The following is a 16,845-nucleotide window of genomic DNA, read 5'->3' as shown; positions in this document are numbered from 1 at the left end:
TCCGGCACGGCCGTGATTGATACGTAATTTTCATGTATACATCAGAAGAGCTGAGTTTGCGGCTGCTGTCCGAATTGAGAGCAATCGCAAGGGAGTTGAGTATATCCAATCCAACCCAACTGTCCAAATCCGAACTCATTACCAAAATTTTAGAGCGGCAGGCTTCCCAAGAGAAGCCGGCCAGTCCTACCCCTATGCCAGCAGCATCCGATAAACCACGGGCTCGTCGTACACGAAAAACGGCCCAAGAGCCCGCTGCACCTTCCGTTTCCGAAACGGAATCTTCAAGTTCAGAAGTTCAGGAAGAAGTTCAAGAAAGCCCTGCTGCAGCGACTCCCGCGTCTCAGCCCGAGCCTGCTTCGGTTGAAGCATCTACTACTGCCCAGAATGAAGCCGAAAACCGCCATAAACGGGCACGTATCCGGCGGGGCAGTGTTTCTGAAGAAGTACCCGTTGCTATTCCTGTTTCGGCTGCTCCAGTAGCTCCGGAAAACGAAGAGCAGGACGCTAGTTTTGAACCCGTAGATGAAATGGAAATCCCCGCCGAATTGGCGAATGATTTCTCATTGGATGAAGCGTATCAGTCCACGATGGAAGTGATGCCTTCGGAAAGTGAATCGGCCCCGGCAGTTAATCCGGTAAGCCCTGACCCGAATCGTCCCAATACCCGTGAGCCCCGTGAAGGTCGTACTGACGAAAGTGGTCAGCCTTTGCAGCCCAACCCGCGTTCGCAGCAATTGCAGCAGCAGGTGAAGCGAAACTATAACCAGCACATTCGGGAGTTTGATGGCCTGATTGAAAACGAAGGCGTACTCGAAATCATGTCCGATGGTGGATACGGTTTCCTGCGGTCGGCGGATTACAATTACCTGGCTTCCCCCGATGATATTTACGTGTCTCCTTCCCAAATCAAGCTGTTCGGCCTGAAAACGGGGGATACCGTACGTGGAGCCATCCGTCCGCCGAAAGAAGGAGAAAAGTATTTTGCCCTGTTACGGGTTGAGTCCGTAAACGGAAAAACGACAGAGGAAATTCGGGATCGGATTCCATTCGAATACCTGACGCCGCTGTTCCCGACGGAAAAACTGAACCTGTTTACTTCGGGCCGTGAAAATTCTACCCGTATTCTCGATTTGTTCGCTCCGATTGGAAAAGGACAGCGGGGGATGATCGTTGCTCAGCCTAAAACGGGTAAAACGGTATTACTGAAAGAAATCGCTAACGCCATTGCCCGTAACCACCCGGAAGTGTTCCTGATCATTCTGCTGATTGACGAACGTCCCGAGGAGGTAACTGATATGCAGCGTAGTGTGAAGGCGGAAGTGATTTCTTCTACCTTCGACGAACAGGCGGACCGTCACGTGAAAGTATCCAGCATGGTCCTGGAAAAAGCCAAGCGAATGGTCGAATGCGGTCACGATGTCGTAATTCTGCTGGATTCCATTACGCGTCTGGCCCGTGCGTATAACACCGTGGTACCCTCTTCCGGTAAGATTCTCTCGGGTGGGGTAGATGCCAACGCCTTACACAAACCCAAACGCTTCTTCGGAGCGGCCCGTAACGTGGAAAACGGTGGTTCGCTGACGATCATCGCTACGGCCCTGATCGAAACCGGAAGCCGGATGGATGAGGTAATCTTTGAAGAATTCAAAGGTACGGGTAACATGGAACTCCAGCTGGACCGGAAACTGTCCAACCGCCGGATGTTCCCCGCCATCGACGTACCAGCTTCGGGTACACGTCGCGAAGACCTGCTCATGGATCCCGAAACGCTCAAGCGTGTCTGGATTTTGCGGAAGTATATGTCCGACATGAACTCGGTGGAATCGATGGAGTTCCTGCTCGAAAAAATGAGAGGTACCCGTTCGAACGAAGAGTTCCTGTTGTCAATGAATCGCTAAGATTTGACCTTACGATAAGCGTATATGAAAAGCCTCGCCTACGGGTGAGGCTTTTTTTATAACTTTTTCCGTTAAATACGGTTGCTTTTTAAGTGATTCTGCCAAATGCCTGGATAAAGCGAGGCAGGATTGGAATCGAAAGTAAATTTGCATTTATCATTCAATTCTTGTTGCTTTCGATTAGGCTTCTGTCTTTTTTCGCTGCTCCGAATCGTGAATGACTCCCACATCCTGAAGCTTAGTCTAAGAAAACAAGTTTATGTTTATCGGTACATTTATTAGCTAACCTTCTGTATGTCAATCGCCAAAACCCTGACATGGCTGGTACTCATCGGCTGGATAGCCGGAGGGACCTACTGGCACGTCTGTCAGATTAAACAATTGTGTGATGGAAACCCCAAACCCCTTACGAAAACGGAATCGTCGGAAGCCTTCATCAGTCCTGCCCTGGATATTCAGGACGGCTCTCATTTCCACGTTACTTCCGAAAACAACCTGAGTTTTGGCCGGTCAAACGGACGAGTCGTGACTGGAGCCGTCGAGCCTCAATTACAGGCACTGGCGGGTTACTTAAAGGAGAATTCTAAGAAAACGCTGACCGTTACGGGCTTTTATTCATCCATTGAGGAAAACAATACTTCGTTTCCTACGCTGGGACAAGCCCGGGCGGATGCCATCCGTCAGTACTTCGTGAAGGCTGGGGTCTCACCAAGTCAGTTGCGGATCGATGCTAAACAACTGGATCTGGCCTTTAGTCCAGCTGACTCCATTTACGGAGCTGGGTTTGCATTTGCGGGTACTAACGAACTTCCTAATACAGTTGCTGAAACCAGCGTAGCCGAGCCGGCAGTATCTGAACCCGCCGTTGTTGAATCGACTGAACCTGCTCCCGTATTACGAGCACCGAAGGGACAAAACGAAGAAGAGCTGGCCGCTGCTGCGACGTACGATGGGATTTTCAAACCCATGGATTTGTATTTCCCGCTTAGTAGTAACCAGTTTATTCGGACAAAAGACAACGATAAATTTTTTGAGGAAGCGAAGAAATACCTCAGACAACATCCAAATAAACGCTTGACGCTGATTGGTCATACCGACAGCGAAGGGCCCGACGATCATAACCTGCGTTTATCGAAAAGTAGGGCGGAAGCGGTAAAGAAACAATTCATCCGGAAAGGCATGAAAAGCGAACAGCTGGTAACCGATGGAAAGGGCGAAACGCAACCCATTGCCGATAATGCCCTGCCTGCGGGCAGAAAAGCCAACCGTCGGGTTACGATCGTTGTTCAGGAACAAAAAAGGTAAGCACTAGCCATTTTGGCAGGTTGACTTATCCTTCAAATCACTGCAATTATGTATGAACATTTTAATCCCTTACAACTGGAAAGTGCGTGGCTTCAACACTTGCTTTTTCTGCTGGGGGCGGGTATCCTGGGGTACCTGATTGGATTTCTGAAAAGTAAGAATATACTCCATCATCTCGAAGCGGAAATTCGCCAGATTGAGTTTGACCTGGATCAGTGTCACAAAGGGCTGTACGTACCCAAGCCAACGGTTCGAACCGCCGGCCCGCTGCCCGAACCCATTGTGGCTCCCCCCGCGGAAGAAGCCGTACAACCATTTGCTGCCGTACCGCACGAAGAAGATGACCTCAAAAAAATTGAAGGAATCGGCCCGAAGATTGAAAAGCTCCTGCACGAGGCCGGCATCAAAACGTTTGCTCAGCTAGCCGTAGCCGAACCCTCGCATGTAATGTCCATTCTGCGGGCGGCGGGTTCCCGGTTTCAGATTCAGGATCCCAATACCTGGCCCCGTCAGGCTCGCCTGGCTCAGGAAGGCAAGTGGGATGAACTTCGGGCCTGGCAACAGGAATTGCAAAAGGGGAAAGAATAAAGAGAGCTTCATCCTTCGACATCAACTATGTTACTCCTACAATCATTAAGTCAGAATATTCCCATTGCCGTACTCGAAGCGGTCGCGTTTATGAGTTTGGTGGCTGGTTTGGGCTGGTTACTGGGCCGCCGGGCCTTGCACGGCAAGATCGACACGATGCAAATGCAAATCGCTACCAAACGGGTAGAATTGGAGCACTGTCGCGAGTCAAAGACGAATCCGCCCAAGCCGAAACCACCCGTTCCCATTGTCGTGGAAGAACCGCCGTTGATGGAAATTCCGATGGACATAACGCCGATTGAAGGTATTCCAGGAATTACAACCGGAACCGCCGCTCCGATCTTGTACGAAGAACCGGATGATCTGAAAGTCATTGAAGGCATCGGTCCCAAAATCGAGCAGCTGTTAAATAATGAAGGTATTTCCAGCTTTACGCAGCTGGCCGCCGTTTCGCCCGAGCGAATTAAAGAAATCCTGAATGCCGCCGGTTCCCGATTCCAGATGCATGACCCGACGACCTGGCCTGATCAGGCTCGTCTGGCGACGCAGGGCCGCTGGGTAGAACTGAAAGAATGGCAGGACGAACTGCGAAAAGGCAGGTAAACGGTCCGGATTTTTAGTACACTGGCAAACGGGTCCTACGAACTTTCGTTCGAAGCACCTAACGAATCACTACACATTTTCTATTCTATGATGACTGAAAGTAGCAAAACCTTTCTCTATCAATACCTGAATAACCCTTCTCCAACGGGCTTTGAAGCCGCCGGACAACGGATTTGGCTGGATTATCTTAAACCCTATATTGACGACTACATCGTCGATACGTATGGTACCGTAGTAGGGATCATTAACCCCGGCCAGCCGTACAAGGTGGTCATTGAAGCTCACTCGGATGAAATTTCCTGGTTTGTTAATTACATTTCCGACGACGGCTATATCTACGTTCGTCGGAATGGCGGTTCGGATGCCGTGATTGCTCCGTCCAAGCGTGTTCATATTCACACCAAAAAAGGAATCGTCAAAGGTATCTTCGGCTGGCCTGCCATTCACGTACGTGATCTGGCAAAGGACACTGCTCCCAAGGTAACGGACCTGACGATTGATTGCGGGGCTACCAAAAAAGAATTGGAGGAAAAAGGCGTTCACGTGGGTTGTGTCGTAACCTTCGAAGACGAGCTGACGGAACTCAACGATCGGTACTACGTAGGTCGGGCGTTGGATAACCGGATCGGCGGCTTCATGATTGCTGAAGTAGCCCGTATGCTGAAGGAAAATAACGTTTCCCTACCGTTTACGCTTTATGTAGTCAATGCTGTACAGGAGGAAATTGGTCTTCGGGGGGCTGAGATGATTGCCCGGCGTCTGAAAGCGGACGTGGCGATCTGTACCGACGTTACCCACGATACTACGTCACCCCGGTACGATAAGAAAGAACAGGGAGATTTGAAATGCGGAGGTGGTCCTGTGTTGTGCTACGGTCCGGCCGTACAGAATAATCTGCTGGATTTTCTGATCGGAGTAGCCGAAGAAAAGCAGATTGCGTTTCAGCGGCAGGCTGTCAGTCGTTCAACGGGAACCGACACGGATTCGTTTGCCTACGCCGCCGAAGGAACGGCTTCCGCCCTGATCTCTCTGCCCCTCAAATACATGCACACGACGGTAGAAACCGTGCACAAGCAGGACGTGGAGGAAGTCATTCGACTGATGTACGAAATGCTTCTGAAACTGGAAGCGGGACAGGATTTTCGTTATCTGACTTAAGCGTAAAGAATAAAAAAATCGCTATTCCTATACCATCGAAAGAGTCGTAAGCCCAGGCCTGCGACTCTTTTCAATTGTAGATACTTGGAGATTTTAAAATTGCAACCGGATGAACTTTGACGAAGGAATCCGAATTGTAGAATAGATTCCCCCTTCTATCTGTTTCTCCCATGAAAAAAAGATTAGTAAATCGCTTTGTCAGTTACTTCATTCGAGGCTTACTGTTAATTGCTCCGTTATTCTTCACTGGCTATATTCTGTATCAATCCTTTTTATACCTCGACGGCCTGGTCCCAGTGGGAATCGGTACGGGTGAAAATCAGGTTCGACTTTGGGGAATGGGAATGCTCATCGTGCTGGCGATCGTCTTTCTTGTAGGTTTTCTGGGCTCTACGTTTGTCATCATTCCCGTATTTAATCTTTTCGAAGAGTTTATCAATCGTTTACCACTGGTACGAATTATTTATTCTTCCCTGAAAGATTTAACCTCTGCTTTCGTCGGCGATAAGAAAAAGTTTAACCAGCCCGTGCTCGTGAAGATGGATACGAATACGGAATTATACCGGCTGGGATTCTTAACCCAATCTGATCTTTCGGAGTGGGAACTGCCGGGCTCAGTAGCGGTCTATTTCCCGCAATCGTACGCCTTTTCGGGCCATTTATTCATCATGCCCAAAGAAAACGTAAAACCCGTAAAAGCTAACGCAACCGAAGTGATGAAATTTATTGTTTCCGGTGGCGTCTCGATTCATTAATCCTAACCAGCATTTAGGTGTCTGTGGAGTAAGCGAGGGATTGTATACCTTTGTTTGAAACCGCGGGGTAGGAAATACGTTTTGTTGATACCGTACGTTTCCTCCATACCTCCATCCGTAATTGAAATCATGAAACGGCTACTTTTTCTACTTATGTTGCTTGGGGCACCCGCTTTGTACGCCCAGCAACCTCCTTCGCCAACGGGCCGGGTACTAACGTCCCGCCAGACCATAAAATACATTGCCGTGGATTATCCGGGGGGGCGGAAGCGATTTTTTGCGGGCGATGAATTTGTCTTCAAGGCCAAAGGTCAGAGTCGTAAAATCCGTGACAACATTTTCGCAGTAACGGACTCCACGCTTGTCTTCGCCGATTTTAGCGAAATCACCAACCAGCAGGAATACACTGAATATCGACTGGAAGATATTCGGAAGGTGTACTTTATGAAAGGAAGTTCGCTGGCTACGCAGGCGGGGTATCTGCTGCCCGCGGCTGGTGCGTTATACTTCATCATGGATTTCTTTAGTCCGGTCTGGAATAAGGAATTCAAAGGAGCACCCCTGCGGGTAACGCCTTCGACGGCCGTTGTCAGTGGTGGCTTGATTGGGCTGGGTGCCTTGTGTTACAAGTCCACGCACAAAGCCATGAAAATTGGCAATCGACACCGCTTGAAAGTACTGCAGACGTTTTAAAAGACACAGCGAATAGGCGAGGGGCTACTTCCGGAAACCACTGGGAAGTAGCCCTTTATTTATACAGCGGCAACACAGTTTGCCAGAAAACAGGGACAAAACCAGCGAAAAAGAATAATTTTGGCCCTGCAATCACCGATCTATTTTTCTGTACCGTTTTGAAAAAGCTTCTCCTCCATAAGATCACTCAGCCTTTTCAGGCCCAAATTCAGCTACCGGCATCCAAGTCAGAGTCCAATCGTGCTCTAATTCTCAACGCTCTGGCGGGGGGAACAGGATCACTTAGTAACCTGTCAGAAGCTCGCGATACGCAAACCATGCAACGGCTGCTGCAACGCGACGAACCCATAGCCGATGTACTTGACGCGGGTACAACCATGCGTTTTCTGACGGCCTATTATGCAACGGCCAATCGTCAGAAAGTCATGACCGGCACCCCCCGGATGCAGGAACGGCCCATTGGTATTCTGGTAGAAGCCTTGCGTGAACTGGGAGCCCGCATCACGTATCAGAATAAAGAAGGGTATCCACCGCTTCAGCTGGAAGGTTTCTCGTACGCGGGTGCCAAAAACTTGACGATGCGGGGTGACGTGAGTAGTCAGTTTATATCAGCTATTCTGATGATTGCCCCTACTTTGCCGGAAGGGCTGACGCTGCATCTGACCGGACAGCTCGGGTCGATTCCGTACATCGAAATGACGATCCAGCAAATGCGGCAGTTTGGAGCGGATGTCACGGCTGATTGGGAAAACCGACAGATTCAGGTAGCCGCCCAGCCGTATCATTCCAGTGATTACGCCGTGGAATCGGATTGGTCCGCTGCCAGTTACTGGTATAGCCTTGTAGCCCTGGGGCCAGAAGGATCGGAAGCCGAGCTATTGGGGTTAAAAGAAAACTCACTGCAGGGAGACTCGGCCATCATCGCCATCATGGAACAGCTGGGGGTCAAAAGTACTTATACCGGAAGGGGTTTCCTGCTAACTCAGATTCCTGCCCAGCAGTCCTTTAGCTGGGATTTTACTCATTGCCCTGATCTGGCTCAAACTATTGCCGTGATTGCGGCAGTGAAGGGTATTCCGGCCGAATTTACGGGGATCGAAAGCCTTAAAGTGAAGGAAACGGATCGCGTACTGGCCATTCAGCAGGAATTACAGAAGTTCGATGCCAACCTAGTGGAAGAAGAAGCGAATACCCGATACCGAATTGTGACCAACGAACGGACCAGCTGGGATCGGCCGGGGACTTCCATTCATACGTATGAAGACCACCGGATGGCCATGGCTTTTGCCCCATTAGCCATGCGTACAAATCTGGAAATTGATGATGCTTCTGTAGTCGTAAAATCTTATCCCCACTTCTGGGAGGATTTGGGGAAAATCGTTACCATTTTATAACGATTAGTACTCAATTTATAGAAAATAAAATAGGAACTTGCAGCGAATCAATTGATCTGCTGCAAGTTCTTACTGTATTAGTTAGAACGGTCTGATTGTTTAACTATACATCTAATCTACATTTCTCAAGAGTATCCCCTAATTATTAGCTAGTGAAGCTCAATAATTAACTTTTTACGAAAAAACGTATAGTATAAGGTAGATCTACAGTTATAGAAGTGTGATACACGTATGAAATGTTTAAAAAATAAGTAGAAAGTCACTTTTTGAAAGCGGTTTAAATGTGTAAAATCTAAGAAAATTTCTTACTTTAGCCCCTAATTAAACCGCCGTTACATATTTCCTGAAAATTATGCTCTCTGAAACGATCACCCAGCCCTTATTGTCCTACATCCGGCGATATGTCGAGCTGTCTAATGAGGATGTGCAGTCTATTAACGGTGCGTACGAAACACGCACGTTTAAGAAAGGAGACTATTTTATTCACCAAGGAGATCACATCGATGAAGTCGCTTTTATCATCGAAGGTGTGATGCGGGTTTTTCGTACGGATAAAGGCAAAGAAGTTACCTTGTTTTTAAAGGATGAAAATTCGTTTGTAACGAGTGTAACAGGATACTCTGCTCATCGCCTGAGTCCCTACACCGTACAGGCCCTGGAGGATTCTACCTTGCTGGTCATGAACAGTGAACGTCGCAAGGCTCTTTTTGAAGAATCCCTGGCGTATCAACGTTTCTCCATGATGATGCTGGAGCGTACCATCCAGGATATGGAAGGACGTATTGATTCACAGATTGCTGACAATGCGGCCCGCCGTTACCTACGCCTGTTACAGGATCATCCCTCGCTGATTCAACGTGTTCCGCAGTACCATTTAGCCTCCTACCTGGGCGTTACCCCTGAGTCCCTGAGTCGTCTGCGTAAATATCTTTAATTAGAAAAGATTCGCATTTTGATCTTTTTTGATGGAAATTGGGGACATGAAATCTATGGATCATGTCCCCATTTCTATTCGTACTGAATTACTAGCCGGCGTCACCAGTTTTCTGGCCACAGCGTATATCGTGGTAGTAAATCCCTCCGTTTTATCCCTCGCCGGAATGCCCTTCTCGGGTGTATTAACCGCTACCGTGCTGGTTTGCTTCTTCTGTAGCCTGATGATGGGTCTGTATGCCAAAAGCCCTTATGTGGTGGCTCCAGGCATGGGTCTCAACGCGTTTTTTACGTTTACCGTCGTGCAGGGTATGAAAGTTCCCGTACCCACGGCTTTGGGTGCCGTATTCTGGTCGGGCGTCTTCTTCCTGATCATTTCGCTGTTTAACGTACGCGTCTTACTCATTAAAACAATCCCCAAGTCCTTGCGATACGGTATCGCGGCGGGCATTGGACTGTTCATTACCCTGATTGGATTCGGTAATGCGAAATTTGTGATTGCTAATCCGGCAACGATGATTAGCATCGGACCACTGACGCCCGCCGTCTGTACCTTTCTGATAGGTCTGTTTCTGACCGCGGTTCTTATTCAGAAGAAAGTACACGGAGCCCTGCTCTGGGGAATCGTACTGACCACATTACTTGCTTTGTTACCCGGTCGGCTGGATGACAGTCCGCGACTGGTCAACTGGCAGGGAGTAGTAGCCGCCCCGGATTTCAGCCTGCTGCTTCAGCTTGATCTGAAAGGTTCCCTGAGCTGGTCGCTGGCACCCGTCATCTTTGCCTTTGTATTTACCGATCTGTTCGACAGCCTGAGCACCTTTGTAGGCCTGGCGGAAGCCACGGGCCGGCTGGATGCCGACGGAGAGCCGCTGATGCTGAAAGAATCCTTGCTCACTGATGCGGTATCAACTACGCTGGCGGGTCTGGTCGGTACGAGTCCCGGTACGGCTTATGTCGAGTCTGCGGTTGGTATTGAAGCCGGAGGACGTACCGGATTGACCGCCATTACGGCAGCGTTCTGTTTTCTGCCCTGTCTGTTTTTATCGCCCTTGTTGAGCATGGTACCTTCCGTGGCTACGGCCCCCTCGCTGGTGCTGGTGGGGGTGCTTATGATGAAAACGGTTACCCGAATTCCTTGGGACGAGTGGGAGGAAGCGGTACCCGCTTTTCTGGCCATGGTACTCATTCCCTTTAGCTATAGCATTACGCAAGGAATCATTTGGGGCTTTTTAAGTTATGCGGTGCTAAAAGCAGCCAGTGGTAAGTTTCGTGAATTACCTTTGGCGTTTTGGTGCATCATTGCTCTGTGCGTGGTCGCCTTGATCGTAGAATAAGCTCCTTACTTCATGAAAATTTGTACACTCGTACTCGTAGGTTTGCTCGGAATCTGTTTTAATCTTTCTGCTCAGCTTACCTATTCCACTACGCCGGACGCTCAAACCAGATTCCCCCGAAAAAGTAGTAATCTGACGGCGATTATGGGTGCTTTCGCTGATGAAGTAGAAGTGCTTAAAAAAGAAATAAAAGGTCGTCGTGAACAACACATCGAAGGATTGACGTTCTACACGGGTAGTTTGGAAGGTCGGAAAATTGTATTGGTGCAGGGTGGGATCGGAAAGGTAAACGCTGCGTTGACCACGACGTTACTGTTGGAACATTTCCGGCCCCGCGAAGTGATTTTCACGGGAATCGCCGGCGGCCTGAATCCAAAATATCAGCCCGGAGATATTGTCATGGCTACCAAAGTAGCTTACCATGATTACGGTCGCGTACTGAAAGAGGGAATGACCGTTCGACCCACGCGTAATCCGTATAATTTTCAGGAAAACCCGCTGTATTTCCCGGCTGACTCATCGTTGTTACTCGTAGCAGGGGTCGTAATTCCGAAAGTAAAGCTGGAAAAAGTGGGGACTTACCAACCGACCATTTACAGCGGTACCGTCGTAACGGGGGACGTTTTTATGGCCTCTGATTCCGCCAGTCTACACATCCGTCGGACCATGCAGGCCGATGCCATCGAGATGGAAGGGGCGGCCGTCAGTCAGATTTGTTGGCAGCAACGCATACCCTTTCTGATCATTCGCAGTCTTTCGGATAATGCCAACCATTCGGCTTCAGTAGACATGCATACCTACGGACCGATTGCGGCCCGAAACTCGGCGGCTTTGGTAAAAGCCTTGCTCGAACGCCTGAAGTGATCCCTCAATCCTTTTCCATTCTGACCTTCAACTGATATTTTTGTACCGAAAAACCAAGTCACGCTGGCCGTGATTATACGTGTGAATGATTGATCATCGATTACTTAATGCCTTCGTTCGGGATATTTTTCTAGCCATGGGTTGTCCCGAATCCGAAGCTACGCTGGCGGCTAATGTGCTGGTTTCTGCCGACCTACGCGGCATTGATTCCCACGGCGTGGCCCGGTTGTCCGGTTACGTCCGGCTGATGGATCACGGTCGTCTGAATCCGAAACCCCAGATGCGGATCGTCCATGAAACGCCTTCTACGGCTGTTCTGGATGGCGACGCGGGCTTAGGACTCGTTGTAGCTCCCAGAGCGATGGAAATTGCGATGGAAAAAGCCGACAAGGTAGGGACGGGCTGGGTCGCGGTACGCAATTCCAATCACTTCGGTATTGCCGGTTATCATGCCTCCATGGCCCTGGAACGGGACATGATCGGCTGGTCCATGACGCACGCCGGACCGCTCGTTACGCCGACCTTTTCGAAAGAACGCCTTCTCGGAACGAACCCCATCTGTGTAGCCATGCCCGCCAAGGAAGAACCTCCCTTTTTGCTGGATATGGCCACTACAACGGCCGCTTACGGCAAACTGGAAATTCTCCAGCGGAAAAATCTGGATACGCCCACCGGTTGGGTACAGGACGCCGAAGGTCAGCCCACTACCGATGCCAATGCCGTACGGAAGGGCGGAGCCCTGCTACCGCTGGGGGGTGATCGGGAACACGGCAGTCATAAAGGCTACGGACTGGGGGCGATGGTCGATTTATTTTCGGGCGTCCTTTCCGGAGCCAACTACGGACCCTGGGTGCCTCCCTTTGCTACGGCTGGGTTCATGGCTGCGGAAGAAGGCGTAGGTATTGGGACGGGGCATTTCTTGGGGGCCATGCGGGTGGATGCGTTCCGACCAGCGGATGAATTTAAAACCCATTTGGACCAATGGATTCGTAGATTCCGCTCGGCGGAAGGACTGAACGGGGAAAGTGTACGCATCCCAGGCGATCCGGAGCGGGAAATGGAAGCCATTCGTCGGACGGAAGGAATTCCGGTACTAACTCCTGTAATCGCTGATTTAAAAAGCCTGGGCGAACGTTTCGGCGTAGCCTTTCCCGGCGAAATGAATAATTCTCCTAGCGTGTAACCTATTTCGACCCATGGTTCGTAATAAATTCTTCAAATACTTTATCATCATCGTATCCATTCTGGCTCCGATTGTTTCCTTTTACCTCTGGCAAATTTTTTACACGGCCAATCTGAATACGGAGAAAGACCGGGATTTCTATTTGTTAATTCCCAGTAAATCAGCTCGTTTCGAAACGGTTATTGATTCGTTGAAAGCCAATAAAATGGTAAACAACGAAATGTATTTCCGCTTTCTGTCAAAGGTTCTCAAGTACCCCGATCACGTGAAGCCGGGTCGGTACCGAATCAAACCGAGTGCGGGCAATTACGAGGTGATTAAAGCCTTACGTTCGGGCAATCAGACGGCCGTAAAACTTACTTTTAATAACGTCCGTTTGAAGCAGGATCTGGTTGAGAAAATTGGAACCAGGTTCGAGTTTGACTCCACCGAATTCAAACGCATGCTGAATGATCCTGAAGTTTGCCGGTTTTATGGCTTTACTCCCGAAACCATTCTCTGCATGTTCTTGCCCAATACCTACGAGGTGTACTGGAATACAACACCGCAGAAACTGATGGGTCGGATGAAGTCGGAGTACGACAAATTCTGGACGGATGATCGCAAAGCCAAAGCCAAGGCGGTAGGTTTATCTCCCGTAGAGGTGATTACGCTGGCGAGTATCGTAGAGGCAGAAACGAAAAAGAAGGATGAAAAACCACGGGTCGCGGGTGTGTATCTGAACCGTCTGGCGATATCGGAGCCCTTGCGGGCGGACCCGACCGTTATCTACGCCATCGGTGATTTTGGTATCAAACGTCTGCTACACAATCAATTGCTGTACAAATCTCCGTACAATACCTACATCAACACGGGTTTGCCGCCGGGGCCGATCAACCTGCCTGAACCGTCGTCGATCGATGCCGTACTGAACCGGGAAAAGCACGATTACCTGTATTTCTGTGCGAGTCCGAAACTGAATGGCTACCACATTTTTGCGGTTACCTACGAAGATCACCTACGCAACGCCAAACTCTACCAGGAAGCGTTAAACCAGTTAGGAATTAAAAAATAAACCAAAGTATCCTACGGGCGGATGATTCTTCGATGAATGATCCGCCCGTATTTAATTATACAGCGAATGGCTTTTCAGCATGAGCATACGTACCGGGTCTGTTATGCCGATACGGATCAGATGGGATATATGTACTACGGCAATTACGCCCGGCTTTATGAAATTGGCCGCGTGGAAGCGTTGCGTAGTTTAGGTTTTGCCTATAAGGTTCTGGAAGAGTCGGGTGTGATGATGCCCGTTTATGAGATGAAGACGCGGTATTTGAAACCGGCCCGTTATGACGAACTGCTTACCATTCGGACGCGTATTGAGCAACGGCCCGGGGCCCGCATCATCTTTCACTTCGAGTTGCTCAATGAATCAGATGTGCTATTGAATACCGGTGAGGTAACGCTGGTTTTTATCAACCGGCAAACGAATCGGCCCATCATGGCTCCCGTCGCCTTTTTGGATAAATTGCAGCCTTACTTTAAAGAAGAGTAGGTAAATTAAAGCGTAGTCAATTTCCTAGCCCACTCCAGAAGTTGTATCAAGAAGCATCAATGGCGAAATTTTCCCGTAAACATAAGCCCCTGCAACGCGTACAGACCTTCTTAAGAAATGTACGTATTCGGCGAAGAAGTTTTTCTTTGTATCACCTGCTTCGGGTACTGTTTGCCAATGTCCTGCAGTTTGACATTGACCAGCGGGCGACGGCGGTTGCCTACAGTTTTACCCTGGCTCTTTTTCCGGCGGTAATTTTCCTCTTTACCCTGATTCCTTATATTCCAATTGCGGGGCTGGATGATCAGATCATGGCCTTTCTGTCGGAGGCAATGCCTCGGGGAATCTATAAAGAAGTACTGCCTACCATTGAAGACATTGTGAGCCGAAAACGAAGCGGCGTATTGTCGTTCGGTTTTCTGTTTGCCCTGTTTTCGGCAACCAATGGCATGATTGCCCTCATGCGGGCCTTCAATATTACCCAGCGTACGCAGGACGATCGCGGCTTTATCAAAACCCGCCTGATATCCATCTTATTGACCGTGCTCCTGGCAGTGGTACTACTGGTAGCCGTGGGTGTACTCATTATCGGACGAATTGCGGTAGATATTTTAGTCGAGCGTCGTTTGATCAATGTCGATTCTACATATTCGTTTGTTGAGGGCATTAGTTACCTGACTGTTTTCGTCGTTTTGTTTATGGCCGTTTCCATTATATACTACATTGCTCCGGCTTTACATAAACGCTGGCGATTCTTCAATGCGGGTTCGGTCACCGCCTCCCTGTTGATCATTCTGATTACGCAGGGATTTTCCTACTATCTTTCGAATTTTGCCAGCTATAACCGACTGTACGGAGCGGTGGGTACGCTGGTGGCTTTAATGATCTGGCTGTATCTGGTGGCTCTGGTACTGATTTTGGGCTTTGAGGTCAATCAGAGCCTGGACGATGCCTCCAAGCAGGAAGAAACTGAATAACTGTACTTCAAATGGGTAGGAAGCAGCCCCTGGTTTCAATTATCTGTCTGTGTTATAACCACGAACGTTTTGTAACGGAATGCCTGCAATCCGTGTTTAGGCAAACGTACCCGGCCCTTGAGTTAATCGTTGTCGATGATTTCAGTAAAGACCGTAGCGTATCCATAATAGAAGGGGTGTTACGGCCGCAGGATCAGTTCATTCAAAACTGCGATAACCGGGGCGTATGCCGGAGTTTCAACCAGGGATTAGCCCTGGCAAAAGGCAAATACATAGTGGATCTGGCGGCGGATGATGTACTTTTTCCCGATACGATTGCCAAGCAGGTAGCTTATTTTGAAACGCTTTCCGAAGAATATGGGGCCATTTTCGGTGATGCTGTACTGATTAACGAAACGGGCAAAAAGCTGGGAACCTGGTATAAGCGTACGGCTCAGGGAAAGCGTTTGCAGCACGTTCCTTGCGGAGATGTGTTTGCAGCAGTGCTGGCTGGCACGCCCATTTTGACAGTAACGGCCATGACCCGCCGGTCGGTGTACGAGGCTCTGGACGGTTACGATGAAAGTCTGCTTTACGAAGATTTTGACTTCCTGGTCCGAGCGTCCCGCCGCTGGAAATATGGCTTCAAGGATGAATGCTGGGTAGGGTATCGGCAGGTGAAAGGTTCGCATTCGAAGCAGCAGCAACTTCGGCGTACGCAGCAGATGGAGTCCACCTGGAAGGTATGCGAAAAAGCTGCTGTTCTGGTCCAAACGCCAGAGGAAATTACGGCTCTGCTCATTCGGTTGCGAAATGGCCTTCGGCAATGTTTTTTCCTGGAACACTATGCACTGGGAGCTCAGTACGCGGCCTTATACCGACGATTCAAACCGTTGCCTTCGTCCCTGCAAGCAATTGCGTGGGCGTGTCAGTTAAAAATTCCGTTTTATCAGGTGTACCGAACCTATCAAAAACTGCGACGATAAGCACGGTAACCTTTTATCCCGAATCCATATGCCTGCTGAATTTCTGTCTATTCATCCCATCAATCCCGAGCCCCGTAAAATTGCCCGGGTACTGGAAGTGCTCCGTCAGGGCGGAATCGTTATTTACCCAACCGATACCGTATATGGTATGGGTGGCGATATTCACAACGCCCGGACCATCGAACGGATCGCTCAGGTGAAAGGAATTAAACCCGATAAGAGTGATTTTTCTATCATCTGTAATGATTTGAGTCACATTTCTGACTATGCCAAGGTTTCGGATGTTGCCTTCAAAACGATGAAGAAAATACTGCCGGGCCCGTACACCTTCGTACTCACGGCCAATACGCAGTTGCCCCGAACCTTGAATCCCCGAAAGAAAACAATTGGTATCCGGATTCCTGATCATGCCATTACCCGGGAAATCGTTAGTCAGCTGGGGCATCCCATTGTGACGACTTCCATTAAATCTGATGATGATTTTATGGAATACCCAACCGATCCCGAAGAAATTTTTCACCAGTTTCAGCACAAGGTTGATCTGGTCATTGATGGGGGTCCGGGTGGACTGATTCCCTCTACGATTGTGGATGCGACGGACAATGATTTTGAAGTGATCCGTCAGGGTTTAGGGGAGTGGGAATAAAACCTT

The 16,845-nt window shown here is 49.3% G+C and carries 17 protein-coding genes; all 17 read left to right on the top strand.

Features of this window, described 5'->3' with window-relative positions:
• Positions 1–32 precede the first annotated feature (32 nt).
• The 17 genes from rho (at position 33) to BWI97_RS06670 (ending at position 16,839) form a co-directional block, all read left to right on the top strand.
• Positions 33–1,901: a transcription termination factor Rho gene (gene rho, locus BWI97_RS06750; RefSeq protein ID WP_094815360.1), complete on the top strand. Its 1,869-nt coding sequence runs from the start codon at positions 33–35 to the stop codon at positions 1,899–1,901.
• 294 nt (positions 1,902–2,195) lie between these two features.
• Positions 2,196–3,206 (top strand): OmpA family protein, encoded by a 1,011-nt coding sequence (locus BWI97_RS06745; RefSeq protein ID WP_102200462.1) that lies wholly within the window; start codon positions 2,196–2,198, stop codon positions 3,204–3,206.
• 48 nt (positions 3,207–3,254) lie between these two features.
• Positions 3,255–3,794 carry a helix-hairpin-helix domain-containing protein gene (locus tag BWI97_RS06740; RefSeq protein WP_102200461.1) on the top strand — a complete coding sequence of 180 codons (540 nt, stop codon included), beginning with the start codon at positions 3,255–3,257 and terminating at the stop codon, positions 3,792–3,794.
• A 27-nt stretch (positions 3,795–3,821) separates the two neighbouring features.
• Positions 3,822–4,397 carry a hypothetical protein gene (locus BWI97_RS06735; protein ID WP_094815366.1) on the top strand — a complete coding sequence of 192 codons (576 nt, stop codon included), beginning with the start codon at positions 3,822–3,824 and terminating at the stop codon, positions 4,395–4,397.
• Between the two features lie 90 nt (positions 4,398–4,487).
• A complete protein-coding gene (locus BWI97_RS06730) occupies positions 4,488–5,555 on the top strand; it encodes a M20/M25/M40 family metallo-hydrolase (protein ID WP_102200761.1) in 1,068 nt (355 codons plus the stop codon).
• A 170-nt stretch (positions 5,556–5,725) separates the two neighbouring features.
• Positions 5,726–6,310: a DUF502 domain-containing protein gene (locus BWI97_RS06725; protein WP_102200460.1), complete on the top strand. Its 585-nt coding sequence runs from the start codon at positions 5,726–5,728 to the stop codon at positions 6,308–6,310.
• Positions 6,311–6,439: 129 nt separating this feature from the next.
• Positions 6,440–7,003, top strand: a complete 564-nt coding sequence (locus BWI97_RS06720) for a hypothetical protein (protein ID WP_141217563.1) — start codon at positions 6,440–6,442, stop codon at positions 7,001–7,003.
• A gap of 158 nt (positions 7,004–7,161) precedes the next feature.
• Positions 7,162–8,397: a 3-phosphoshikimate 1-carboxyvinyltransferase gene (locus tag BWI97_RS06715; protein ID WP_102200459.1), complete on the top strand. Its 1,236-nt coding sequence runs from the start codon at positions 7,162–7,164 to the stop codon at positions 8,395–8,397.
• Between the two features lie 352 nt (positions 8,398–8,749).
• Positions 8,750–9,331, top strand: coding sequence for a Crp/Fnr family transcriptional regulator (locus tag BWI97_RS06710; protein ID WP_094815374.1), 582 nt, complete (start codon positions 8,750–8,752; stop codon positions 9,329–9,331).
• Between the two features lie 55 nt (positions 9,332–9,386).
• Positions 9,387–10,667 carry an NCS2 family permease gene (locus tag BWI97_RS06705; RefSeq protein WP_233207770.1) on the top strand — a complete coding sequence of 427 codons (1,281 nt, stop codon included), beginning with the start codon at positions 9,387–9,389 and terminating at the stop codon, positions 10,665–10,667.
• A gap of 12 nt (positions 10,668–10,679) precedes the next feature.
• Positions 10,680–11,531 (top strand): 5'-methylthioadenosine/adenosylhomocysteine nucleosidase, encoded by an 852-nt coding sequence (locus tag BWI97_RS06700; RefSeq protein ID WP_102200458.1) that lies wholly within the window; start codon positions 10,680–10,682, stop codon positions 11,529–11,531.
• A gap of 85 nt (positions 11,532–11,616) precedes the next feature.
• Positions 11,617–12,714, top strand: coding sequence for an Ldh family oxidoreductase (locus BWI97_RS06695; RefSeq protein WP_094815380.1), 1,098 nt, complete (start codon positions 11,617–11,619; stop codon positions 12,712–12,714).
• 13 nt (positions 12,715–12,727) lie between these two features.
• On the top strand, positions 12,728–13,768 hold the full coding sequence (gene mltG, locus BWI97_RS06690) for an endolytic transglycosylase MltG (RefSeq protein ID WP_094815382.1): 1,041 nt from the start codon (positions 12,728–12,730) through the stop codon (positions 13,766–13,768).
• Positions 13,769–13,834: 66 nt separating this feature from the next.
• Complete coding sequence (locus tag BWI97_RS06685; protein ID WP_102200760.1) at positions 13,835–14,251, top strand: thioesterase family protein; 417 nt, start codon at positions 13,835–13,837, stop codon at positions 14,249–14,251.
• Positions 14,252–14,310: 59 nt separating this feature from the next.
• A complete protein-coding gene (locus BWI97_RS06680; RefSeq protein WP_233207769.1) occupies positions 14,311–15,228 on the top strand; it encodes a YihY/virulence factor BrkB family protein in 918 nt (305 codons plus the stop codon).
• Positions 15,229–15,239: 11 nt separating this feature from the next.
• Positions 15,240–16,193, top strand: coding sequence for a glycosyltransferase (locus BWI97_RS06675; RefSeq protein WP_102200457.1), 954 nt, complete (start codon positions 15,240–15,242; stop codon positions 16,191–16,193).
• 28 nt (positions 16,194–16,221) lie between these two features.
• Positions 16,222–16,839 carry an L-threonylcarbamoyladenylate synthase gene (locus tag BWI97_RS06670; protein WP_094815388.1) on the top strand — a complete coding sequence of 206 codons (618 nt, stop codon included), beginning with the start codon at positions 16,222–16,224 and terminating at the stop codon, positions 16,837–16,839.
• Positions 16,840–16,845: the final 6 nt, after the last annotated feature.

Source organism: Siphonobacter sp. BAB-5405 (assembly GCF_002872335.1).
Lineage (GTDB): Bacteria > Bacteroidota > Bacteroidia > Cytophagales > Spirosomataceae > Siphonobacter.
The sequence above is the reverse complement of the archived record's forward strand: the minus strand, read 5'-3'. Positions and strand labels throughout refer to the sequence as shown.